This is a genomic window from Tenacibaculum sp. IB213877 (assembly GCF_034043975.1).
Classification (GTDB): domain Bacteria; phylum Bacteroidota; class Bacteroidia; order Flavobacteriales; family Flavobacteriaceae; genus Polaribacter.
Map to the genome: position 1 here is coordinate 290,346 of NZ_JAXCHH010000006.1, position 24,065 is coordinate 314,410.

At 30.0% G+C, this 24,065-nt stretch carries 27 protein-coding genes, 1 tRNA gene and 1 pseudogene; 17 read left to right on the forward strand and 12 right to left on the reverse strand.

All coding sequences use genetic code 11. The features are described from left to right. Nucleotides 1-14 precede the first annotated feature (14 nt). Genes SLH33_RS09025 through truB form a run of 4 tightly spaced genes read left to right on the forward strand, consistent with a single transcriptional unit; the run spans nucleotide 15 to nucleotide 2,623 of the window. Nucleotides 15-893 (forward strand): cell division protein FtsX, encoded by an 879-nt coding sequence (locus SLH33_RS09025; RefSeq protein WP_320418756.1) that lies wholly within the window; start codon nucleotides 15-17, stop codon nucleotides 891-893. A 1-nt stretch (nucleotide 894) separates the two neighbouring features. After that, nucleotides 895-1,131: a DUF3098 domain-containing protein gene (locus tag SLH33_RS09030; RefSeq protein WP_320418757.1), complete on the forward strand. Its 237-nt coding sequence runs from the start codon at nucleotides 895-897 to the stop codon at nucleotides 1,129-1,131. A 2-nt stretch (nucleotides 1,132-1,133) separates the two neighbouring features. After that, the gene (locus SLH33_RS09035) at nucleotides 1,134-1,928 is read left to right on the forward strand and encodes an undecaprenyl-diphosphate phosphatase (protein ID WP_320418758.1); all 795 of its coding nucleotides are present in this window, start codon (nucleotides 1,134-1,136) and stop codon (nucleotides 1,926-1,928) included. Between the two features lie 2 nt (nucleotides 1,929-1,930). Continuing rightward, on the forward strand, nucleotides 1,931-2,623 hold the full coding sequence (gene truB, locus SLH33_RS09040; protein ID WP_320418759.1) for a tRNA pseudouridine(55) synthase TruB: 693 nt from the start codon (nucleotides 1,931-1,933) through the stop codon (nucleotides 2,621-2,623). Between the two features lie 9 nt (nucleotides 2,624-2,632). On the opposite strand, the gene SLH33_RS09045 is transcribed toward truB, so the two are convergent. Genes SLH33_RS09045 through SLH33_RS09055 form a run of 3 tightly spaced genes read right to left on the reverse strand, consistent with a single transcriptional unit; the run spans nucleotide 2,633 to nucleotide 4,445 of the window. Then, the gene (locus SLH33_RS09045; protein ID WP_320418760.1) at nucleotides 2,633-2,941 is read right to left on the reverse strand and encodes a hypothetical protein; all 309 of its coding nucleotides are present in this window, start codon (nucleotides 2,939-2,941) and stop codon (nucleotides 2,633-2,635) included. 47 nt (nucleotides 2,942-2,988) lie between these two features. Then, nucleotides 2,989-3,468: an ABC transporter ATPase gene (locus SLH33_RS09050; protein ID WP_320418761.1), complete on the reverse strand. Its 480-nt coding sequence runs from the start codon at nucleotides 3,466-3,468 to the stop codon at nucleotides 2,989-2,991. A gap of 20 nt (nucleotides 3,469-3,488) precedes the next feature. Then, nucleotides 3,489-4,445 carry an NAD-dependent epimerase/dehydratase family protein gene (locus SLH33_RS09055; RefSeq protein WP_320418762.1) on the reverse strand — a complete coding sequence of 319 codons (957 nt, stop codon included), beginning with the start codon at nucleotides 4,443-4,445 and terminating at the stop codon, nucleotides 3,489-3,491. Nucleotides 4,446-4,626: 181 nt separating this feature from the next. On the opposite strand from SLH33_RS09055, the gene SLH33_RS09060 reads away from it, so the two are divergent. Together SLH33_RS09060 and SLH33_RS09065 are read left to right on the forward strand one after the other, a co-directional pair. Then, a complete protein-coding gene (locus tag SLH33_RS09060; RefSeq protein ID WP_320418763.1) occupies nucleotides 4,627-5,295 on the forward strand; it encodes a hypothetical protein in 669 nt (222 codons plus the stop codon). Next, a complete protein-coding gene (locus SLH33_RS09065) occupies nucleotides 5,285-5,803 on the forward strand; it encodes a nuclear transport factor 2 family protein (protein WP_320418764.1) in 519 nt (172 codons plus the stop codon). The genes SLH33_RS09060 and SLH33_RS09065 overlap by 11 nt, the downstream gene beginning before the upstream one ends. Here the strand turns inward: SLH33_RS09065 and SLH33_RS09070 are convergent. The 5 genes from SLH33_RS09070 to SLH33_RS09090 form a co-directional block, all read right to left on the reverse strand. Further along, nucleotides 5,800-6,270 carry a regulatory protein RecX gene (locus SLH33_RS09070; RefSeq protein WP_320418765.1) on the reverse strand — a complete coding sequence of 157 codons (471 nt, stop codon included), beginning with the start codon at nucleotides 6,268-6,270 and terminating at the stop codon, nucleotides 5,800-5,802. The genes SLH33_RS09065 and SLH33_RS09070 overlap by 4 nt on opposite strands. Nucleotides 6,271-6,355: 85 nt before the next feature. After that, nucleotides 6,356-9,823, reverse strand: coding sequence for an efflux RND transporter permease subunit (locus tag SLH33_RS09075; protein ID WP_320418766.1), 3,468 nt, complete (start codon nucleotides 9,821-9,823; stop codon nucleotides 6,356-6,358). A 20-nt stretch (nucleotides 9,824-9,843) separates the two neighbouring features. Continuing rightward, complete coding sequence (locus SLH33_RS09080; protein ID WP_320418767.1) at nucleotides 9,844-11,025, reverse strand: efflux RND transporter periplasmic adaptor subunit; 1,182 nt, start codon at nucleotides 11,023-11,025, stop codon at nucleotides 9,844-9,846. Nucleotides 11,026-11,032: 7 nt separating this feature from the next. Continuing rightward, the gene (locus SLH33_RS09085; RefSeq protein WP_320418768.1) at nucleotides 11,033-12,364 is read right to left on the reverse strand and encodes a TolC family protein; all 1,332 of its coding nucleotides are present in this window, start codon (nucleotides 12,362-12,364) and stop codon (nucleotides 11,033-11,035) included. Continuing rightward, nucleotides 12,365-12,967, reverse strand: coding sequence for a TetR/AcrR family transcriptional regulator (locus tag SLH33_RS09090; RefSeq protein ID WP_320418769.1), 603 nt, complete (start codon nucleotides 12,965-12,967; stop codon nucleotides 12,365-12,367). A 126-nt stretch (nucleotides 12,968-13,093) separates the two neighbouring features. On the opposite strand from SLH33_RS09090, the gene SLH33_RS09095 reads away from it, so the two are divergent. Both SLH33_RS09095 and SLH33_RS09100 read left to right on the forward strand, forming a co-directional pair. After that, entirely contained in the window at nucleotides 13,094-14,065 is a 972-nt protein-coding gene (locus tag SLH33_RS09095) for a polyprenyl synthetase family protein (RefSeq protein WP_320418770.1), read from the forward strand. A 54-nt stretch (nucleotides 14,066-14,119) separates the two neighbouring features. Further along, nucleotides 14,120-14,193: transfer RNA gene (locus SLH33_RS09100), tRNA-Ile, on the forward strand. A gap of 113 nt (nucleotides 14,194-14,306) precedes the next feature. Here the strand turns inward: SLH33_RS09100 and SLH33_RS09105 are convergent. The 3 genes and pseudogenes from SLH33_RS09105 to SLH33_RS09115 form a co-directional block, all read right to left on the reverse strand. Beyond that, nucleotides 14,307-14,891: pseudogene (locus tag SLH33_RS09105) on the reverse strand (phosphoribosyltransferase). 6 nt (nucleotides 14,892-14,897) lie between these two features. Next, a complete protein-coding gene (locus SLH33_RS09110; RefSeq protein WP_320418771.1) occupies nucleotides 14,898-15,689 on the reverse strand; it encodes a universal stress protein in 792 nt (263 codons plus the stop codon). A gap of 150 nt (nucleotides 15,690-15,839) precedes the next feature. Further along, on the reverse strand, nucleotides 15,840-16,553 hold the full coding sequence (locus tag SLH33_RS09115) for a hypothetical protein (protein WP_320418772.1): 714 nt from the start codon (nucleotides 16,551-16,553) through the stop codon (nucleotides 15,840-15,842). Between the two features lie 344 nt (nucleotides 16,554-16,897). Here SLH33_RS09115 and SLH33_RS09120 point away from each other — a divergent pair, with 344 nt between their 5' ends. The 9 genes from SLH33_RS09120 (at nucleotide 16,898) to SLH33_RS09160 (ending at nucleotide 22,588) form a co-directional block, all read left to right on the forward strand. Then, nucleotides 16,898-17,065, forward strand: a complete 168-nt coding sequence (locus SLH33_RS09120; RefSeq protein ID WP_320418773.1) for a hypothetical protein — start codon at nucleotides 16,898-16,900, stop codon at nucleotides 17,063-17,065. Between the two features lie 52 nt (nucleotides 17,066-17,117). Continuing rightward, nucleotides 17,118-18,794 (forward strand): tetratricopeptide repeat protein, encoded by a 1,677-nt coding sequence (locus tag SLH33_RS09125; RefSeq protein ID WP_320418774.1) that lies wholly within the window; start codon nucleotides 17,118-17,120, stop codon nucleotides 18,792-18,794. 3 nt (nucleotides 18,795-18,797) lie between these two features. Continuing rightward, nucleotides 18,798-19,463, forward strand: coding sequence for a response regulator (locus SLH33_RS09130; protein ID WP_320418775.1), 666 nt, complete (start codon nucleotides 18,798-18,800; stop codon nucleotides 19,461-19,463). Between the two features lie 94 nt (nucleotides 19,464-19,557). Continuing rightward, nucleotides 19,558-19,836 (forward strand): hypothetical protein, encoded by a 279-nt coding sequence (locus SLH33_RS09135; RefSeq protein WP_320418776.1) that lies wholly within the window; start codon nucleotides 19,558-19,560, stop codon nucleotides 19,834-19,836. A 103-nt stretch (nucleotides 19,837-19,939) separates the two neighbouring features. Beyond that, the gene (locus SLH33_RS09140) at nucleotides 19,940-20,233 is read left to right on the forward strand and encodes a TM2 domain-containing protein (RefSeq protein ID WP_320418777.1); all 294 of its coding nucleotides are present in this window, start codon (nucleotides 19,940-19,942) and stop codon (nucleotides 20,231-20,233) included. Nucleotides 20,234-20,237: 4 nt separating this feature from the next. Continuing rightward, entirely contained in the window at nucleotides 20,238-20,777 is a 540-nt protein-coding gene (locus SLH33_RS09145; RefSeq protein ID WP_320418778.1) for a hypothetical protein, read from the forward strand. 17 nt (nucleotides 20,778-20,794) lie between these two features. Then, a complete protein-coding gene (locus SLH33_RS09150) occupies nucleotides 20,795-21,142 on the forward strand; it encodes a hypothetical protein (protein WP_320418779.1) in 348 nt (115 codons plus the stop codon). A gap of 21 nt (nucleotides 21,143-21,163) precedes the next feature. After that, nucleotides 21,164-22,210 (forward strand): type I restriction endonuclease, encoded by a 1,047-nt coding sequence (locus tag SLH33_RS09155; protein WP_320418780.1) that lies wholly within the window; start codon nucleotides 21,164-21,166, stop codon nucleotides 22,208-22,210. Nucleotides 22,211-22,219: 9 nt separating this feature from the next. After that, nucleotides 22,220-22,588, forward strand: coding sequence for a hypothetical protein (locus SLH33_RS09160; RefSeq protein WP_320418781.1), 369 nt, complete (start codon nucleotides 22,220-22,222; stop codon nucleotides 22,586-22,588). A gap of 80 nt (nucleotides 22,589-22,668) precedes the next feature. Here the strand turns inward: SLH33_RS09160 and SLH33_RS09165 are convergent, their stop codons facing one another. Beyond that, nucleotides 22,669-23,949, reverse strand: a complete 1,281-nt coding sequence (locus SLH33_RS09165; protein WP_320418782.1) for an acetyl-CoA hydrolase/transferase family protein — start codon at nucleotides 23,947-23,949, stop codon at nucleotides 22,669-22,671. Between the last annotated feature and the right edge of the window lie 116 nt (nucleotides 23,950-24,065).

Here is a 24,065-nt window from a genome sequence, read left to right on the forward strand (position 1 = left end):
TTGTAATATAAAATATGACTAACTCATATGATTCTTTTCAAAAACGACGCCTACGTTCTTCGTATGCTTCCGTTATCATTAGTATTGCAATTGTTTTATTTATGTTAGGTGTTTTAGGTTTAATCCTCTTAAAATCTAACAAAGTAGCCAATCATTTTAAAGAAGAGGTAGTAATGTCTTTATTTTTAAAAGACAGTATTACAAAAGCTCAAATTGAAGGATTCAGACAAGCTTTATTAGAAAAGGAATACACCAAAAACATCTTCTTTATTTCTAAAGATGAAGCTGCACAATCTTATAAAAAAGATCTTGGTGAAGATTTCTTAGAATTTTTAGGTGATAATCCTCTAAAAAATGGAATTGATCTGTATTTAAAAGCTGATTATGTAACTGCTGATAAAATGGAAGCTTTGGAAAAAGAATTCAAGCAAAATGCTTTTATTGCCGATGTTTCTTATGACAAACCTTTAGTAAAGCAATTAACCAAAAATATTCAACGAGTTAGTTTTTGGCTATTGATACTCAGCGGATTTTTTGGTTTGGTAGCTATCATTTTAATAAACAGCTCTATTCGTTTATCAATTTATGCAAAACGTTTTAACATTAAAACCATGCAAATGGTAGGTGCTACTAAAAGCTTTATCCGTCGCCCATTTATTTGGCAAAGTGTTAAATTAGGTTTTATAGCAGCAATAATTGCTTTAGTAGGTTTAGCAATTGTAATTTATTATATCAATAAATATATTCCTTCTTTAGAGTTAGTTAAAGATTACCTCTCTTTAACCTATTTAGTTGCAGGAATCTTTTTGGTATCATTCATTATTACATGGATCAGCACTTTCTTTGCTACACAAAGATTTTTAAACCTTCAAACCAACGATTTATATTATTAAAATGGGAAAAGATAAAAAGTCCGAATTTTTGTTCGGTAAAAGAAATTATATGTTCATGCTAATTGGTTTAGCTGTAATTGCACTCGGATTTATATTAATGGCAGGTGGAGGTAGTGACGACCCAAATGTTTTTAATCCAGAAATTTATAATTGGAGACGTATTCGTTTAGCTCCAACATTAGTTCTTATTGGTTTCGGAATAGAAATTTATGCCATCTTAACAAATCCTAAAAAATAAACATGGATATTTTAGAAGCAATTATCCTTGGAATTATTCAAGGACTTACTGAGTTTTTGCCAGTTTCATCTAGCGGTCATTTAGAATTAGCAAAAGCCATTTTAGGAGATAACTCTGTTCCAGAAGAAAGCTTAACCTTTACCGTAGTTTTACACTTTGCAACCGCCTTAAGTACCTTGGTTATTTTTAGAAAAGAAGTTTTTGAAATCTTTAAAGGTTTATTTCAATTCAAATGGAATGAGGAATTTCAATTTTCACTTAAAATCATTATTTCAATGATTCCTGCGGTAATAATTGGATTATTGTTTGAAAAGCAGCTTGAAGCTTTTTTTGGAGGCAAAGTTTTATTTGTTGGTGTAATGCTTTTAATCACGGCTTTACTTTTACTTTTAGCCGATAAAGCAAAAAATACAGATAAAAATGTTTCTTTCAAAAATGCACTAATTGTTGGTGTTTCGCAAGCAATAGCAATGTTACCAGGAATATCAAGATCTGGAGCCACCATCTCTACTTCAGTATTGTTAGGTATTGACAGAACAAAATCTGCAAGATTTTCTTTTTTAATGGTTGTGCCACTTATCTTTGGAAAAATTGGAAAAGACATTTTAAGTGGTGATATTAATTTTCAATCTACTCAAATAATTCCCATATCTGCTGGTTTTATAGCCGCTTTTATTGCAGGTTTATTAGCGTGTAATTGGATGATTGCATTGGTTAAAAAAAGTAAACTTTCTTATTTTTCTATTTACTGTGCAATTGTAGGTTTAATTGCCATAGGTTATTCACTATTTTTTTAATTATGAATACTGCAGAAGATTTTAAAAACGGAAAAATACTATTAATTGACAAACCTTTAGAATGGACTTCTTTTCAAGTAGTTAATAAATTACGTTGGCACATTCGTAAGCGTTTTGATTTAAAAAAGATAAAAGTAGGTCATGCCGGAACTTTAGATCCGCTTGCCACAGGTTTATTAATTATTTGTACAGGAAAACAGACTAAAAACATTGAAACCTATCAAGGTCAAATAAAAGAATATACCGGAACGTTTGTTATAGGCTCCACTACTCCTAGTTACGATTTAGAAACTGAAATTGATAAAACTTTTCCAACAGAGCACATTACTGATGAATTAATTCATAAAACTACTGAACAATTTATGGGTAAAATTCAACAAAAACCACCCATTTTTTCTGCTATTAAAAAAGATGGTAAACGTTTATACGAATTAGCTCGCCAAGGAAAAACTACAGAAATTAAAGCTCGTGAAGTAGAAATTACCGAGTTTGAAATCACTAAAATTGATATGCCTAATGTTGAATTTAGAGTGGTTTGTAGTAAAGGTACTTATATTCGTTCTTTAGCGCATGATTTTGGTCAAGCCTTGAACTCTGGAGCCCATTTATCGGTTTTACGCCGAACAAAAATTGGTGATTTTTCAGTAGATGATGCACAGAGTATCGATGAATTTGTTGATAGTTTAAAGGATTAAAATTATTAATCAGTATTTTCTCATAAAAATATCGAAGTCCACATAAAAATCTTTAAATAAGAAGTAAAATGTAAAACAGAGTAGAACGAGTACTAAAATTAAAAAAAGTCTAGAATTTCTTCTATCTTTCATAGATTTTTCTCTTATTCTTCTCTTTATTTTTTCTAATTCTTTTTCATCAACTTGTTTGAAATTTAATTTTGAATCAGTTATAGATGAAAAACTTTTTTCTTTATCAAATGTGCGCTTTTTACGAAGTAATTCTCTATTATTTTTGAGAATTGTATTCATAGCTTGCATACTTCCTTCTCCTCCCATAATAATTATTTTTGAATTTCATATAGGACGCAATTCTACATAAACCGTTACAAAAAACGATTATACCAGCTTTCAGTAATCGGTACTTCCCAATAATTTTCTAAGTCGTATTTTGTTTGGATAAGGTTGTCAAAAACAATGGTTTTATCATTAACCGACTTGCTTTTTAGTAGCTTTTTAAATTCTTTTACCTCTTTGTACTGCACAAATTCACCTTGCTTAAAACAAACGTTCATTTTATCTAACAATTCAACTTCATATTGTTGTTGCAATTGCAATATAAAAACCACTTGAGTATCTAAATCTTGATTAGTGATTTGCGAATCTTCATCAGCAAAAAAAACAATAAATCGGTCGTAGACTAAATCAAACGAAGCTTTAAAGTTTTCATCTTCTTTCTTCCAATTAGAAACAAAATCTTTGAGCTTTTCTTTAAGCTCTTCTATTTCTTGCGGATAAAATTTTCGGCTAGACGGATATACCCACACTCTAGCATCGTCAGATAACGAATTGATTTCAACAAACATGCAGCAAATATAACTAAAGCTTATACTGTTTGTTCTTGTTTACTAATATTTTTCAGCATTTCTTGAGTCATTGTTGCTAAATCAAATTTATGTTGCCAGCCCCAATCTTTTCGAGCACTTGAATCGTCAATAATTTGTGGCCAGCTATTAGCTATCTGCTGACGGAAATCCGGTTGGTAAGAAATTTCAAATTCCGGAATATGCTTTTTGATTTCAGAAGCAATTTTTTCAGGAGTAAAACTCATAGCTGCTAAATTGTAGGAAGTTCTGGTTTTAACATCTTTAGCACCTGCTTGCATTAATTGAATCGTGGCATTTACAGCATCATCCATATACATCATTGGCAAGCAAGTATCTTCAGCTAAAAAGCATTCGTATTTACCTTCTTCAATTGCCTTAAAATAAATATCTACAGCATAATCGGTAGTTCCTCCTCCTGGTTTTGTTTTCCAGCTAATAATTCCTGGATAACGAATGCTACGTACATCTACTCCAAATTTTTCATGATAGTAATTACACCAATGTTCTCCAGCAATTTTACTTATTCCGTAAACCGTTGTAGGTTCCATAACCGTTTGTTGCGGAGTATTTACTTTAGGAGATGTTGGTCCGAATGCTGCTATTGAACTTGGCCAGTATACTTGATTTATATGCTTTTCTTTAGCTAAATCTAATACAGCTAAAAGCGAATTCATATTTAATTCCCAAGCCTTTTGCGGATATTTTTCGGCAGTTGCAGAAAGCATTGCTGCCATTAAATATACTTGTGTGATTTTATGCTTGTTAATGACTTTTAAAATAGTGTCTTTGTCGGTAGCATCAATAATTTCAAACGGCCCCGAGCTCATTAACTCTTCATTACCTTCTCTTATATCAGAAGCAATTACGTTATCATTTCCATAAATTGAACGAAGTTTTTGGGTTAGCTCTGTTCCAATTTGTCCGCAAGCACCAAGAATTAAAATGGTTTTACTCATTTTTAAAAGTTCATAAATTTAACGTTGCAAAGTTATTAAATTTAAAAGTTCGTAATTATATTTTATTATTTTTTAACTATCCGTAAAACACCCATTTAAGCTATTGATTGTGAAGCATTAACTTTTCATTGATAAGAAAACCATTAAAAAAATGTAATTTTACGCCTACAAAAACCAAAATATGTTTAAACAAATTCTACTTTTAATTTCTCTATTTTTTCTAGCTACAAGTTGTAAAAAAAATATTCAAAAAGTTGCTGTAGATGCTAAAAAACCCGAAATGAATGTAGTTGTAAAACATAAAAACTACGCAGCGTTATCTTCTTATTCTAAAAAAGAAATTAAAAATTGGAAAGAATATAAAGATGTGGAAGAACTTTTAACACGTTTTGAAAATATTTCTCCTCTAGAAGCACTAAACTATGCGGTTGAATTAAAAGACCTTACTAAAAAAATGAAGGATAGTATTAAAATAAAAGATTTTAAAACTCCTGCATTTAAAGCTCGTGTAAATGTTTTGGAAAATGAAGCGTTACGTTTATATGATATGACTATGATTCCTGCTATTACTGCTAAAGAAATAAATTTACAAATAGACAAATACATACTTATTTTTAGCAGTATTAATGAGAAGATAAACACCATTTATCAGAAGAAATTATTTGATGAAGAGATTGAATTAGAAGATTTTTTTCAGTTAGATTCTATTGACAACAAACAAAAGACTGAACCTAAAACTGTTAAAAAACCAGAAAAACAAATTCAAAGAGCAAATCCTGTTAGTTTAGAAAAAAAGAAAGCTTTTTTACGTAAAAAATCCTTACTTCAAAATAAAAAAGATGAAAATTAGATTCCTGACTTTATCATTGATTTTACTAGTAGCTGTTTCTTGTAACAAACCCGTTGACAGCAAAATTAATACTACTCAACTCACTCAAGAAGTTAATATATTATTAGATGATTGGCATAAAGCAGCTGCTGAAGCTAATTATTCAAATTATTTTACTGCTATGGATTCTGTTTCTGTTTTTGTGGGTACAGATGCTGCAGAAATTTGGAGTAAACAGCAATTTGAAAACTTTAGCAAACCTTACTTTGATAAAGGTAAAGCTTGGTCTTTCACCACAATTGATAGAAATATTTATATTGATGAAAGAGGTGAATTTGTTTGGTTTGATGAACTTTTAGATACTTGGATGGGTGTTTGCAGAGGATCTGGAGTTGTGCAAAAGAAAAACTCAAACTGGAAAATAAAACACTATGTGTTATCGGTTACTGTGCCTAATGATGATGTTAGAGAATTGATAAAAATTAAACAAGAAAAAGACTCCATCTTTTTATTAAAATATAAAAACTAACTAACAGTAGCATTTACCGCTTCAAAAATTAAATTTGACTCATAGCCTCTGTAATTCAAATAGTCTATGAGTTTTTTCTTTTTTTTAAAAATATTTGTTTCTTTTATTGAGTCGTTTTTCTTTTCAGCTAACTCATAAAGTGTAGTTATATATTCCTGCTCATCAATTTCTTTTAAAGCAGTTTTAATGTTATATTCCGTAATATTTCTAAGCTTTAACTCTCTTACAATTCGTAGTTTTCCCCACTTTTTAATTCGGAATTTTCCTCGAGCAAAACTTCTTGCAAAGCGTTCTTCATTTAAAAAATTATGCTCCAGTAAGTGCAATAATATCATATCTTTTGCTTGCGGAATTAAATCGTACTCAAACAGCTTTTGTTCCACTTCTTTATGGCATCTATCTTGATAAACACAGTACTGTTCTAATTTACGTTTAACTTCCTCTACCGATATTACTTGCTTTTTCATAACACGAAAGTACAGAATAGCTAAAAATAAAAAAGGTTGAAAAGCAAAAACCTTTTCAACCTTTTTATAGTTAACAAAAAATCAATTATATAATAGAACGTAGCCACATTTTAAACTTAGTAACCAAATAAAATAATATAGGTACTACAATTAAGGTTAAAAATGTTGCTATAAATAATCCATAAATAACGGTCCATGCTAGTGGTCCCCAGAAAATTACATTATCTCCTCCAAAGTAAATATTTGGATTAAATTCACTAAATAATGTATAGAAGTTAATATTAAAACCTATAGCTAAAGGAATTAATCCTAGAATGGTTGTAATTGCTGTTAATAATACAGGGCGCAAACGTGCTTTTCCTCCTTTAACAATAGATTCATTAAGTGTTTTTATATTAACAAATTCATTTTCATCTATGTTTTGCTCAACTTTCTTTCTATCAATTAACAACTGAGTATAATCTAATAATACTACTCCGTTATTCACCACAATACCTGCTAAAGAGATAATACCCATCATGGTCATCATAATTACAAATGATGCTCCTGAAGCTACAATACCACCAAATACTCCAATAAAACTTAAGAAGATTGCTAGCATGATAATAGCTGGTCTTGATACCGAGTTAAACTGAAAAATTAAAATCAGGAAAATTAAACCTAAACCTGAGAAAAAGGCTCCCATTAAGAACGCCATCTGCTTATTTTGTTCTTCAATTTGACCTGTATAATCAATTTTAATTCCTTCTGGCAATGCTTCAAAAGTTTTCATTTCATGCTGTACCTTTGAAACTATTGCTCCTGCATCTGTATACCCGGGAGATAGAGCAGAATATACTGTTACTACTCTTTTTGCATTTTTATGTTTAATTGCACTAAACCCAGAAGTATTCTTTTGACTAGCTACTGCCGAAACCGGAATAGCTTTAACTTGTCCAGATGCCATATCTCTAAACGTAATGGCTTGATTAAAGATTGCACTTGTATTATATCTTATATCTTCATTAAAACGAACATAGATATCATAATCTTCACCATCTTCTTTATATACACTTGCTTTACTACCGAAAATTGAATTACGCAGCTGCTGCCCTACTTGAGATGCGCTTATACCCAACTCACCAGCTTTTTTACGATCTACATCTACCAACATGGTTGGTTTGTCTTTATTAACATCTATTTTTAATTCTGCAATTCCTGGAATAGACTTAGAGTTAATAAAATCACGCATTTTTTCTGCGGTAACAATCAATTCATCGTAATCTTTACCTTCTAATTCAATATTAATTGGGTAGCCTGCCGGTGGCCCGTTTTGATCTTTTTCTACAGAAACAGATAACCCTGGGTAAATGTCTTTTAATGCTTCTGTAACTTTTCTTTTTAGCTCTTTACTATCCGCTCCTTTTCTATACTTATATTCACGCATCGTAGCCACAATTTTACCACGATGTGGCATTTCTGCGGTAGAACCTCCATCTGTTTGTGGATTACCTGCACCTGCACCTACTTGGGTTACCGAACTCTCAACTAGAAAATTATAATCATCTCCTTCCATATACTCAGGAGAGTTTAATATTTTTTCTACACGTTCTTCCAAATCCATCATAATGGCATTGGTTTTTTCAATATCCGTTCCTTGCGGATATTCAACATATACAATTACTTGGTTAGGAGTATTATCTGGAAAGAACTCTACTTTAGTTCTTTGGGTAGCCACCGATGCTCCAAAGCCTACAAATGCAAAAATTAATAAAATAACAGTTGCAATAGTTATAATATAAGGTCTCCACCCTTGTAAAGACGCACGTAACATACGTTCATAAAAGCGTTCCCAACGTGGTAAAACACGATTCTGGAATTTGTTTGCTAATGGTCTTAAAAACATACGATATACCCAAAGCATTATAGCTGTAAAAACCATTAATGTTCCTAAAGCTCTATAACTACCTCCAAAAATTAAAATTAGCAAACCTATGCCTCCCATTATAGATGTTAGCATGATAATTCTTTTTAATGGCATGTCTTTATCTTCTGTAGTCATTAATTGAGACACCATTACTGAGTTAAAGAATATAGCTACAAAAAGAGAGGATCCTAATACTACAGATAAAGTTATTGGGAAATATTTCATGAATTGCCCCATAACTCCAGGCCACATCCCTAAAGGAATAAAAGCTGCTACAGTGGTTGCCGTAGAAATAATAATAGGGAAGGCAATTTCTCCAATACCCATTTTAGCTGCCTGAATTCTGCTCATCCCTTCTTCATCCATCAAACGATATACATTTTCAACAACCACAATTCCGTTGTCTACTAACATCCCTAACCCCATAATTAATCCAAAAAGAATCATGGTATTCATTGTATATCCCATAGCATTCAAAATCATTAACGACATGAACATAGACATTGGGATTGCAAATCCTACAAACAATGCATTTTTGAATCCTAAAAAGAACATTAATACGGTAACTACTAGTATTACCCCAAAAATAATGTTGTTAACCAAATCATCTACCTGACCAATAGTTTTTGAAGATTGATCATTAGCAATAGAAACCTTTAAATTGGCTGGTAACACATTGGCTTGCGCATCTTTTACAATTTCTTTAATTTTCTCTGCTGCTTCTACCATGTTTTTACCTGTACGCTTTTTAACGTCTAGCATTACTACAGCTTCTCCAAACTCACGCGCATAGGTAGTTTTGTCTTTGTCTTTAAATGAAACTGTAGCAATATCTTTTAAATAAATAGAGTTTCCTCTTTCTGATTTTACTACAAAGTTTGTTAATTCATTTGGGTCTTTGATTTCTCCTAAAACCCTAATGGTACGACGTTGACCACTGGTAATTATATTTCCGGCAGATATAGTTGTATTTCCTCCTCCTATTGCTTGAATAACATCTTGAAAGCTTACCTGAGCAGCCATCATTTTATAAATATCAACTGCTACTTCTACTTCTTTTTCTTCAGCACCACGGATGTCAGCTTTTTTGATTTCATCCAGATCTTCTATTTCATCTTGCAAATATTCAGCATATTCTTTTAACTGCTCTACAGTGTAATCTCCCGAAATATTGATATTTAAAATTGGCATTTCTTCTGACATTACCAACTCAAACACATTTGGTTCTACTTTAGCTCCGTTAAATGTAGGCCAATCTTCACCTGAAACTTTTTGGTCTACCTCATCTTTTACCTTTTGTTTGGCTTCTTCAATACTGATATTATCATCAAACTCTAAAATAATCATCGATACATTTTCTTGTGAAGTCGATGTTATTTTAGTCATATTACTGACTGTTTTTAATGTTTCCTCTAAGGGATCTGTAATCAGCTTTTCAATATCTTCAGCAGTATTTCCTGGAAATATTGAGTTTACATAAATTTTAGTATCCTTAATTTCCGGAAAATCTTCTCTAGGCATATTTAAAAATGCTGAAATACCAGAAAAGAGAATAATAACCATCATTATATAGATGGTTGTTTTATTGTTAATAGCCCAGGTTGATAACCCAAACTCTTTATCTACTTTCTTTTGTTGCTCTGTCATTACGGTGTAGTTTAGTTTGGTTACTTGGTGTTAGCAACAGTTAATATTTTAACTTCTTGTCCGTTTTTTACACTACGTGCTCCTTCATTTACTATAGTATCTCCGTTAGTTATTCCTTTAACAACTTCAATAATATCTCCTTGTGTTTTTCCTGTTTCAATTACTACTTGTTTTGCTTTACCAACACTATCTTTAATGTTTTCAACTACATATACATACTGTTCTCCTCCTGCATTTTCTGAAATAATACTTTGAGGAATTAAAATAGCTGAAGGATTGGTATAATCGTTAATTTTAAGCTTTGCGGTTAAGTTTGGTTTTATACTTCTATCTTTATTAGATACCCCTATTTCTACTTTAAAGGTTCTGTTAGCCGGATTGATAAAATTCCCTGCTTGTCTAATTTTAGAGTTTACTGTTTTTCCTAGAATAGGAAACTCAACTTGAACATCTTTTCCTTTAGTAACTGAAGTTATGTAATTCTCTGGCACATCTGTTTCAATATACATATCACCTAAATTTACGATTCTAAAAACTTCTGCTCCTGCTCCTGGTGCAACTACGGTACCTTGCTCTTTAATTACATCATCAATAATTCCTGCAAATGGTGCTCTAATGGTAAACTTTGCAATGTTTTTACGTAAATTAGTAACCGCATTCATTTGGGCTTCATAATTGGTTTTTGCTTGTAAATACTGAATTTCTGAGCCTATTTTTTGATCCCATAAACGTTTTTGACGTTCATATGTGGTTTTAGCTAATTCTGCATTGGCCTCTAACTGTGCTAATTGATTACCCATTCCTGCATCATCAATTTTAGCAAGTGCTTGCCCTTTATTTACTTGTTGACCTTCACGAACGTAAATACTTACCAACTGTCCTGCAACTTCAGGGTATACTAAAACGTTCTTTTTAGTTTGTACACTCCCTTGCAATTCTAAAAAGTGATTAAACGAATTTTCTTTTGCATTAATAACGGTTATTAATGGTACTTTTTTGTTAGTGTCTAGTTCTGAAATTTTTTGATTTAACAATTTTAAGTCTGCTGCTAAACTTTGTTGTTGTTCATCTAATTGGTCTTTTTTAGCTCTTAGTTGTTCTAAGTTATTTGAATCTAAAACTTCTTGAACTGATTGTTCTTTATTTTTTCCACAAGAAATTAAAAGAACTATACTTAATGCTGTAATTAATGTCTTCTTCATTAGTTGATTATTTTATTGGTAAGTTTAATGCGCTTTCTAGTTTTGCTTTTTTTGCAATAACATTAAGCATAGATTGTACATAATTGTTTTGTTGGCTGTATAATTGATTTTGCGCTTGCAAAAGATCAAAACTTGAAGAAATTCCTTCAAAAAATTTGATTTCTTGTTTCTTTTCAATACGCTCTGCTAAGGCTAGGTTTTTCTTAGCAGTTTCATAATTTTCAATACTTAATTGATATTCACTTTTAGCTGTTTTTGCTTGTAAATTCAATTTTTGTTTGGTTTCATCTAAACGAATATCAGCATTTTCTAACTCTATTTTAGCTTGTGCTGTTTTAGAGGTTCTTCCTAAACTACTAAAAATTGGAATGTTTAAAGAAACTCCTAATAAGGAATAGTCTAACCAACGTTGCTCGCTCTTTAAAAATGTAAAAGAGTCTGAATAAGCAATAGCTCCATAATTAACAAATGCAGATAATGTTGGTAATGCTTTGCTTTTTTCTAGTTTCATTAATAAGCGTTTCGCTTCTCTATCATTTTCTGCTATTTGATAATCTATATGTTCGTTTATATTGAACGTTTTTGTAAGTAGTGATAGATCTGTGTTTTCTGTTGTTAAACTTTCTAAAGTATCTGTTAATTCTAAATTTTTATTAATAGGATTTCCTAAAGAGATATTTAACATCTGATATGCAATTTCTCTTAAACGTTGTGCATTTCGTAAGTTATTTTCTAAGGTTCCTAAGGTTATTTGTAATTGCTCTACGTTTTCTAATTCCGTTAAACCATTTTCATAAATTTTTTGAGTTTCATTTAAGTTTTTAGTTAAAACTTCTTTATTTCTCTCAAAAATTTCAATTGATTTTTCTGCTACTAGTACATTTCCGTAAGCGTTAATTACCGCTTCACGAGTAGCTAATTCTGTTTTCTCCTTAGCTTGTTCAGAAATTTTTAAATATGTTTTGGCTGACTGAAGACCTACAATATAAGAGCCATCAAATAACAACTGACTTAAAGTTACTGACGCATCAAATGATTGCTTTTGCCCAAATGCAAGTTCCTCATCAATTCCATCTCCATTTAAGTCTATTAGTTGTACTTGTTGTTTTATCCAACTTTGATAATCTGCTTTACCATTAATTTGTGGTAACCCAATTGTAGTTGTTTCCCATTTCTTTTCTTTTGCTGCTTCAATATTTTTAGCCGCTACTTTGTTATCATAATTGTTTTTAATTGCATAATCAATTGCATCGTTTAATGATAATTTTAAGGCGGTATCTTGTGCTACTGCAGAGCTTAATCCTACAAAAAGAAAGACTAAGTAAAATACGTTTTTCATCTATTTAATTTCTTTTAATTGTTTTTCTATAACTTCTATTCCTTTGTTTGTGCATATTCCTCGTAAATGATATTCTAAATACTTATCTAACAACTCATTTTGTGAAAACATTTGTGTAGGAAACAATTCATTGTCTTTAATTGCTGTCATACCATAAAAATAAATTCGTGATATAAATTCTACGTCAATAGTATCTCTAAAAAGTTGTTGATCTAATCCTCTTTGTAAATTTTCTTTAATTGAATTTTGCATAAAATCGAATTGTTTCTTTTTAATGTCTGAAAATATTTTGGGATAATATTTTTGAAGTTGATATTGTGGTGACGATTTTTCGTTTTTTAAGTGATTAATAACAAATCTTTTAATTTCAAACAATTCAATAATCGGATTTTTTTCTTGCTCATGAATTAAATCAATTCCACAACAAATATTATCAAACATATAGTTGGTAACTTCCTTTACTAAATCGGTTTTATTCTTAAAATGAGTATAAATTGTCTTTTTAGAAACACCAATTTCACTGGCTATATCATCCATAGTAACACTTTTAAACCCTAGGTTTAAAAACATTTCTCCAGCTTTATCTAAAATTTTTTCTCTCATAATCGACGGCAAAAATACAACAGGAAACTTTAGAAACAAAAAAAGTTTCCTAAGTTTTAATGATTTTTTAACATTCCGTTAAAAACATTCTTCAGATTGCCTTATTTTTACAAAAAATTTCAAGATTTGGATTTATCAAAGTATCAATTGGCTTTTGATGCCTATTTAAAAACTCAAACATTTAACAAAGAGCCTAAAAACCTGTACACTCCAGTTGAATACATTTTACAATTAGGAGGTAAAAGAGTTCGTCCGCTTTTAACTTTAATAGCAGCTGACATCTTTTCGGGGACTGTTAAGGAGGCTTTACCTGCGGCAATGGCAGTAGAAACCTTTCATAATTTCACGTTAGTGCATGATGATATTATGGATGAAGCCCCTTTAAGAAGAGGAAAAGAAACCGTTCATCAAAAATGGAATATTAACACAGGTATTTTATCTGGTGACGCCATGTTAATATTAGCTTATCAATATTTTGAAAACTACGAACCTATTGTTTTTCAAAAATTAGCACAATTATTTAGTAAAACAGCTCTTGAAGTGTGTGATGGGCAACAATTAGATGTTGACTTTGAAACTAGAAATGATGTTACTATTGATGAGTATATTAACATGATTACTTTAAAAACATCAGTTTTAGTGGCAGCTGCTTTAAAAATGGGAGCCATTGTTGCCAAGACTAATGATGAGCAGGCTAATAACTTATACAATTATGGTTTAAACCTTGGAATTGCATTTCAATTACAAGATGACCTGTTAGATGCCTTTGGTGACCCTAAAACTTTTGGAAAACAAGTAGGTGGTGATATTATTGAAAATAAAAAAACATACCTCTATTTAAAAAGTTTAGAAGTGGCTGATGCTACTGACAAAGAGAAATTAAAGTTTTTCTTTAATCAGAAATTAGAAGAAAATTCAATAAAAATTACTGAGGTAACTCGTATTTTTGAACAAAATGACATTCCCGCTTTAACACAAGAACTCATTGAGTATTACACAAATAAGGCCTTTGGCTATTTACAAAACATAGCTATTACTGATGATGCTAAACAAGGCTTAATAGATTTTGGGAATAATTTAATGAGTAGAAAAGTGTAAAAAATAGCTTTTTATTCAAAAAAGTTTTTATTTTTGCAGTCCTAATATTTAGGCGGTCCTATAGCTCAGTTGGTTAGAGCACCTGACTCATAATCAGGTGGTCCCTGGTTCGAGTCCAGGTGGGACCACAGATTTAAAAATCCCGAGTAAAATTACTCGGGATTTTTTGTTTCAAACACTACCAATATCAAAATATTTTTGTTCGTTCGCTTCCTCAAAATAACGAATAGCTTCGTCGTCACTAACTTCGATTGAAATTTCTATAGTGATTTCCTACAGCATTAAAAAAAGTAGGTGTTTCTAAACATATCACTTCATCAACGTACAGTGAGTTTTTAATTTTTTTAACGGTTTTGAGTGGAGCAACCGGAACTGCTACTATTATTTTAGCCGGATTATCATTTTTAACCAATTCAATAGTCACCAAAAGTGTGTTTCCTGTGGCTATACCGTCATCGGTTATAATTACTGTTCTTGCCTTTACGCTTTTGGGAGAAACATTTCTGTAAAATTTTTTAAGTCGTTTGTTTAACTTCTCTCTTACTTTGAAAATTTCATAATCAATATACTCTTTTGATATATCTTAAGACTCTTGACCTAAAACTACGCCTGATAAACTAACCGTTCCTATAGCGTATTCTTTATTTGTTGGATGACCAATTTTCTTAGTAAGAACAATATCTAAAGGAGCGTTCAACTCTTTAGCAATAACATATCCTAACGGAAGTCCGCCTCTAGGAATTGCTAACACTACAACATCTTCATTTTTTAAATATTGTAATTTTTTTGCTAGTTGATTTGCTGCCTCTATTCTATCTTTAAACATAACTTTTTACAAGTTAGTTTCGTTAAAACTCATTAGTGGAAAATTACTCAGTGTACCCATTTTTTTAACCAAATCAGCATGGAATAGTTTCTTTACCAACTTCCGTGGTTTTCGTTCTAACATTACTGCAATATCTGCTTTATTCTTTCCTAGATAATATCTTAAATTGTTAAAAATGTTATCTGAAATCAATACGTCTGTTTCTATTTTATCATATGAAATTTTTTCACGAAGTAGTTCTTTAAACCATTCCATCTTTTCCTCTTCTATATTCTCATCTTTTGAAAAATGCACAATTTTAAGCATTGCATTAAATGGTTTTACTAGTTTAAGTAACTTATCGATTGCTTTAATGTCACTTTCTTCAAAATCAGAAGCATAAACAAAAGTTTTTATTTCTCTTACTTTTGCTTTTTTAGGTACCATTAGAACGGGACAGGGTGCTTTATCTATTAAATGTTTAATTGTGCTTCCTAATAATAGTTCTTTTATTAATTTTTCACTTTTTGATCCGGTTATAATAACATCTGCATTTAGTTCTTTAGCTTTATTGGTAATTCCTTTTTCAATTGAATTACTCTCTATTACTTCAAAACTTATATCAAGTTTGTCTAAATCAAGATCATAATGTTCTCTACAAAAGTTTTCTAATTCAACTTCATGAGATTTATCAGACTTTTTTTTAGATACATAAATTACAAATAAACTCGCATTTAGTTTTTCACTAAGATTACAAGCGTATTTTAAACCTGAAACCGTGTTTTCTGAATAATCGGTAGCGAACAGTATCCTTTTCATTTTAAACATTTTAAACATTTTAAATATTAAAACACCAAAAATATAACCTGAAAAAGGTTTTTAAAATGACAATGCTCATATTTCTGAATAGTTCCAGCTGCAAACAAAGTCAAAAATATTTTTCTTTCTTTTCAACTCCCAATTAATAATCTACTTATCAAAATCAGGACATATATATTTTCTAATCATATATTTTGTAATAGGTTTTAGTGTTTTTCCTGTTTCTGGATGTAATCCAATTGAAGTAAACAGTTCTAATTCTCCTTTATTATTTTTACCATACCATACTTTAATCTCTCCATTATTAAAAAAAGTATAATCACATTCTCCTTTAATTTTTTTAAAATTTTCTATCCTCTCTTCTTTGTATAACTTTAACTGACCTATGCCATATTTTTTTGGATCAAAACTAACTTCTTCATAGTGATCCTCTTTCCAAACCATCCAACGCTGTTTTTGTACAGAAAAAACATACGTAAAACTTAATAACAATATTAGTATTACAACAATAATGACAATCTTATTTCTCTCTATAAAATCATTCAAATTTCTGTTCTTTATCTCTGTTGTAGTTATATCCTTTTGTTCTTTTGTCTTTTCCGGAAATTTATCTTTTAAATAGGATTGATAATCTTCATGTCCTAAAAAATTGCACAAAGCCTTTAAAACATCTGATTGTTTAATCTCAGTAACATTATTTAAAACATCCCGTAATCTCCTATCTCCAAATTGAACTTTATACTCGTCATTTAATAGGTTTGATAAATACTCTGAAGCTTGCGTTTTAGACAATTTAACTCCTTCTTTGGTTTGTGCTTCCTCTCTTATTTTAGAGAATGCCTCTTCTACAATTTTTTGATGCATGGTAGTTTGATTTTAGTTGCATTTATGGAGGAAAATAATAAGAAAAAAGTCTCCTAAATCTTTCTTATTAGTTTCCTGTATTCTTCCCGGGCTTCCCAAGTTTTTAAAGTTAGTTTGTACCAGAATTGATGAACAAGTTAATCTAAAATTATATGAATTAAAATACTTCATCTTTTCTGAAAATAGAGTTGAGTGTTTAGTGACTTGAACCGGGAAGTGCTTGCTACACTTTACACTCTTCTCTTCACTTCCCAAAGGCCTTTTATGTGTGTTTAAACACAATTGAATGATTCGATGAAATACTCGAACAGCAACACTATTGTCAAATTTTTAAATACAACAAAATGAAAAAAATAATTTTAATTATGCTTACGGTTTTCCTTACTTTAGGATTTACGTCTTGTACTATAGATGATAATGAAACTCTTTTAGAAGAATCAGAATTATATCAAGATACTGGAGGAGATGATGAAGGTGAAATTCCACCACCACCTCCTCCTGTTAATCCTTAAAAACCAAGGAATAAAGATTAAATAACTTAAAATTAGTTATTATTTTAGAGGAATGAAAAAGTTAAGAATTTCATTCCTCTTTTTATTTTCACTTTTTAGTGGTTTTAATTTTTGTTGGAGTCAAGCGGAAAAACCTAATGATAGCTTACGGTATTATTATGATCTATTTTATAGAACAGAAGAAAAGTCAGAGATAATTTTAGCTTATAAATATTATGATAAGCATAAGGAATGGAGTTTAAAAAATAATGATACAATTACAGCTATCCAAGACCTAAGGTTTATAACTATCATTCAAAAAAAATTAGGGGCATATAATAATGCAGAAGCTTCAGCCGTAGAAGCTCTAAGATTACTTGATTTATTAAATACTACCAACACCACTAAAGAAGCTAGAATAGGTTTATATAATGATTTAGGAATTATTTATAGAAACGCTCGTAACTATAATAAGGCTTTAGAATACTATGAGAAGTCTTTAGCTTTAACAGAAGCTCCTAAACATAAAAATATCCTATTAAATAACATTGGTTATATTTATAAAGAGCAAAAAGAATACAAAAAGGCTTTTAATTTCTTTACAGAAGTTTATCAAAAAAGTTTAAAAAGTAATGATAAAAAACAAATTGCAAGAGCTTTAAGTAATTTAGGCTATGTAAAGGCAAAATTAAATTATGAAGATGCATATAATAATTTATTAGAAGCCTTAGAAATTAGAAAAAAACAAGAGTATCTTCCTGGTATTATTGCTAGTTATTTACATTTATCTGAATATCATAAAGATAGAAATCAAAAGCAAAAAGCATTACTTTATGCAAATAAAGTGTTAGCTATTGGAAAAGAAAAACAAAACATAAGCTATCAATTAGATGCTCTGTCTTTAATCATTGAAATGGAAAATAACTCTAAAATTTTAGAGTATAAAAAAATAACCGATAGTATTTCAATGGCAAGTCAATTAAATGAAAATAAGTTTGCATCAATGAAATATGATTTTTCTGAAGAGAAAAGAAAAGCTGAAGAAGCCAAACGGATGCTTGCAGAAAGCAAGTTAGAAAAAGAAAAACAAAAGCGTTTAAAGTTTATCTATTTAGCTGTTGGAGTGTTTATATTATTAACTTCAATATTTTCATATTACATCTTAAAATCTCGTCATAAAAAAGAAAAACTACAGCAAATTTATATTACTGAAACAAGAATTTCTAAAAAAGTACATGATGAAGTTGCTAATGATGTTTACCATGTAATGACTAAACTGCAGACGAATGCAAATATTAATGAAGAAGTTCTTGACGATTTAGAAGAAATTTATACTAAAACAAGAGATATTTCTAGGGAAAATAGTGCAATGAATGTTGGAAAGAATTTTAATGAGCTCCTTAAAGATTTACTGTTAAGTTATAAAGACAATAATGTAAATGTAATAACGAGAAACATTTCTAAAGTGAATTGGAATAAAGTTTCAAATGAAAAAAAGACAGCTATTTATAGAGTATTACAAGAACTAATGACCAATATGAAGAAGCACAGTAAAGCTTCAATTGTTTTGTTAAATTTTAATCAAACCAATAACAAATTAACTATTGAATATAATGATAATGGTATTGGTTGTATCGTTAAAAAATTGAATGGTTTATTTAATGTGGAAAACCGTATAAACTCTGTAAACGGAACTATTACTTTTGATTCTGAACCCAAAAAAGGATTTAAAGCAAAAATTATAATTTAAGTTATGTTTTCAAAGGTGTTAGTTTCAGATGATTTAGGAAGTATTAACCAAGGAGTGCTTTCGGTATTAGACAATTTAGGCGTTACCAACGTGCAACAAGTACAATATTGTGATGATGCCTATCTTAAAATTAAAAGAGGAATTTTAGACAAAGATCCTTTTGATTTATTGATAACCGATTTATCTTTTAAAGCAGACCATAGAAAACAAAAATATTCTTCTGGTGAAGATTTAATTAAAGTGCTAAAAGAAGAACATCCAGAGCTAAAAATCATAGCTTATTCTGTTGAAGATCGCCTTCAAAAAGTACGCTTATTAATGAACACTTACCATACCGATGCTTATGTATGCAAAGGTAGGCGTGGTTTAATAGAGTTAGAAAAAGCAGTTCCTTCGGTTTACAACCATCAAGCCTATTTATCTCCCCAAGTAGCGCAGGCCATTAGCCATAAAACAGATTTAGAAATAAATGATTATGATATAGAGTTGGTTAAACTACTTTCTACCGGATTATCACAAGAAGATATAAGTATATATCTTAAAAACAATAATATTTCTCCTAGTAGTTTAAGCTCTGTAGAAAAACGATTAAATAAACTACGCATTCAATTTAAAGCCAACAATGCTATACACTTAGTAGCTATTGTTAAAGATTTAGGGCTTATTTAATTCTTCTCTTTTTTAAAAGTTTTTCCTTCTGCGGTTTCCCGTAAGGAATACTCTTTTGTTGATTGTAAATTTGAAAAACTTAAAAATTACTATAATGAGAACATACTTAATAGGTTATGATTTAAACAAAAGTGGACAAGATTATTCTACTTTGATAGAAAAAATTAAAGAGATAGGTAACTGGTGGCACTGTCTTGACAGCACATTTATTATAAAAACTAATAATTCTTCATCTCAGGTTAGAGATTATTTATTAAATTTTATAGATCAAAATGATAAACTTTTAGTTGTTAGATTATATGGTGAGGGAGCTTGGACAGGTTTTGATACTAACTGTTCAAAATGGCTAAAAGAGAATCTTTCTTTAGATTAACATTAATTTTATTTAACAACAACATTTGACCTTACGGGATACCGTAAGGTTTTGTTTTTCAAGTAGTTTAAGTTTGAAATATTAAACTTAAAAATTACTAATTATGAACAAACATTATTTATTATCTAAAATGAAATCTTCTGGAACTGCATATTTATGTTGGTTTTTTCTCGGCTGTCATTATGCATATTTAGATAAATGGGGCTTACAGTTTTTGTATTGGTTTACATTAGGAGGCCTAGGTATTTGGTGTTTAATCAATCTATTTCATATTCCTTCTAAAGTCAGTAAGCACAACATATTAATAACTAGTCAAATTGATGATATAGAAAAAAAAGAAAAAGAAGAAATTCACGCTAGGAATCTTGCTATGATTACAGCTTCTAAAAACAATTAAAAAAATGAAATATTTAATTAAAACTTTAATAGTCTTTTTTATTACTTCAAGCTTATTTGGTCAAACAGAAAAAGAGAAGACATCTAAAATGTTAAATTTTGTATCTAAAACAGGTGTAATTCTAAAATTTGAAGATTATAGACTACCAAATATTAAATCATCATATTCTATAGCAGAATGTAAAATTAGAAAGATAATTAGCGGAAATGAAGAAAAGTATTTTTTGCAAATTTCAAAAAAAGGAAAATACGATACCAAAACCGCATCTATAGCTTATGAAGATGTAATGGAGATACAAAAAGCTATTTTAAGATTAAAAGCTCAGGTAGAAATTGATTTAAATACCAAATCAGACTATTTAGAAAACAAATTTATAACAGAAGATGGTTTTGAAGTTGGTTATTACATAAATAAAGAAAAATCAACATGGTATATAAACCTTGAAAAGTATGGGAGTAATAATACTTTATTCACAAAAAATTATGAAATACTTGAGAATGCTTTTCAGTTAGGTAAAGAGAAAATTGAAGAATTAAAATTATGAAAAAGGCTTTTGTTTTTTTGATTTTTATAATATTAAGCATTAATCTTTCTTTTTCTCAAGAAGTAGATTGTGAAGACTTACTAGAATATATTGAAACGAACGGGTCTTATAAAACTTCATTATCTAATTATACATTAAACTCATCATGGTTGTACGAAGTAACTGCCTATGAGTATGATTTTGAAATATATGTAATTGCAAAAATCAAAAGAAATGAATATGATTACTCTCCCAGATCATATATTTTTTGTGGTATTCCGTCAGAAAATTGGAGTGATTTCCAGTATGGAGGCTATAGCGATTCTGATTCTTATGGTGACCGCTTTCATAAATACATAAAAGATTATCAATGTACTTGCTATTAACTTAACATAAACTAAAACACCATGGAACTACAAAACAAACTTCGCTTTGTAGCTGATAAAATCAATCAACTGAAAGACAAAATAGAAACGGAAGAATCTACTAAACATGCATTTGTACTACCTTTTATTAATATATTAGGTTACGATACATTTAATCCTTTAGAAGTAGTTCCGGAGTTTACCGCAGATCTAGGTTTAAAAAAAGGCGAAAAAGTAGATTATGCTATTTTTCAAAATGAAATTCCAATATTAATTATTGAATGTAAATGTTGGAAAGAAACATTAGATAACCATAATTCTCAATTATTCAGATATTTCCACACTACTAAAACACGTTTTGCTTTATTAACTAATGGCATTCAATATCGTTTCTATACAGATTTAGAACAACCCAATAAAATGGATGAAAAACCTTTTTTAGAATTTGACATTACTAAACTAAAAGATGGAGATATTCATGAAATAGGTAAGTTTCATAAGTCAAATTTTGACGTTACCAAAATTGTTAATAACGCTAGTTCTTTAAAATACACGAAAGAAATAAAAAAATGTATTTCAAATGAATTATCGGCACCATCACATGATTTTGTTAGGTTATTTGCCGGTAAAATATATTCAGGTAGATTGACAGAGAAGATTATGAGTGAATTTACAGATTTAACACACAAGGCTTTTAATCAAGTAATAAGTGAAAAAGTAAATGACCGTTTAAATGCAGCACTCAATAAAGAATCTGAGAAACAGCAAGAAGAAACTATAGAAATTGAAGAAGAAAGTAAAATTATTACAACAGAAGAAGAATTAGAAGGGTTTAGAATTATAGTTGCTATTCTTAGGAGAGAGTTACCTATTGATAGAATTTCTCATAGAGACACTCAGTCTTATTTCGGGATTTTATTAGATAATAATAATCGTAAACCTCTATGTAGGCTCCATTTAAACGGTGGAAAAAAATACTTAGGATTGTTTGATGAAAATAAAAATGAAACTAAAGAACTAATAGAAACAATTGATGATCTCTATCAATTTGAGGAACAACTTTTAAAAACTGTTAATTATTATAACTAATTAATCATAATGAATTTAAGAACACTCTTAATTATCATTTTAATAGTTTATTCAAGTAACACTATTGCTCAAACCGTTTTTATAACCAAAACAGGAAAAAAATATCATCAAGAAAATTGTAGGTTTTTAAAATACTCAAAAAAAGAAATTGATTTAGAAAAGGTACTTGCTTTAGGGTACTCTGCGTGTAAAATATGTAAACCCTACAATGTAGGTTCAAAAAACTCAAACACATTTACAAATAACATAAATAGTAATCATCAAAAACAAACTTCTGCAAAAAGAGGATCTGCTGTACAATGCTCAGGAAAAACAACATCAGGAAGAAGATGCAAAAGACGCACAAAAAATGCAAATGGTAGGTGCTATCAACATTAATTAAATATTGAAAAGGGAAATACTAAACTATAAATTGCTAAAAAGCACTTGCAAATTTGCAAGTGCTTTTTTAAAAACCCTTAAAAAAACCTCTCAAATGCTGCTTTTTCAAGTACTTCTCTATGATCTGGATGCGCTATTGAAATCAATGCTTTAGCACGCTGCTCTAAACTTTTTCCAAATAAATTAACAACTCCATATTCGGTAGCTACGTAATGTACATGTGCTCTTGTTGTTGTAACACCAGCTCCTTGCTTTAAAAATGGTGTGATTTTAGAAATTCCGTTTGCAGTTACAGAAGGCATTGCAATGATTGGTTTTCCTTTTTCTGATAAAGAAGCTCCTCTAATAAAATCCATTTGACCTCCTACTCCAGAATACTGATATTTACCAATAGTATCTGCACAAACCTGTCCTGTTAAGTCAATTTCAATAGCACTATTAATTGCAGTTACTTTGGGGTTTTGTCTTATAATTGCTGTATCATTAGTATATCCCGCCTCTTTAAAATGTACTATAGGATTATCATCTACAAAATCATATAGTTTTTGAGTACCCATAGCAAAACAAGTTACAATTTTACCTGTTTTAATTTCTTTTTCTTCTCCTGTAATAATTCCTTTTTCAATAAGTGGTAAAACCCCGTCAGAAAACATTTCGGTATGAATGCCTAATCGTTTGTGATTGGTTAAGTTATGAAGTACAGCATTAGGTATATTACCAATCCCCATCTGAAGTGTAGCTCCATCATCTATCAATTCTGCAACATATTTTCCTATTTTAGCTTCCACAGCAGAAGGTTCTCCTAACACTGCTGCATGAATGGGTACATCCACTTCAACTGCATAATTAATATTACTTATATGAATAATACCATCTCCATGGGTTCTAGGTACATTTGGGTTGACTTGAGCTATTACTATTTTTGCTGTTTGAATAGCCGGTAACGTAATATCTACAGAAACACCTAAAGAACAATATCCATGTTTATCTGGTGGTGATACCTGAATAAAAGCAACATCTAACGGGTAAATCTTCCTTCTAAACAACCAATGTATCTCACTTAAAAAAATAGGAATATAATCGGCATTTGTTTTATTAACTCCTTCTCTAACATTGCTTCCCACAAAACAGCTCATTAATCGAAAGGTTTTATTATATGGTTCTTCTACATACTTTGCTTTACCATGTGTATGAATTTGTATGATTTCAATATTTTCTAATTCTTGATATCTATTACACAAGGCATCTATTAATACATTTGGGGTCATAGCTGCTCCTTGAAAAAATACTTTATCGTTTGATTTTACTATAGAAACAGCCTCTTCTGCAGAAACAATGTTGAATTTATTTATTGTCATTCTAGTTTTTTTAAACACTGCAAAACAACAATACAAACTAAAAATACACTATGACATATATCATAAAATATCGGTAAAAATTATAGTTTTTTTGTCTTGACTTTACCATTCACCTC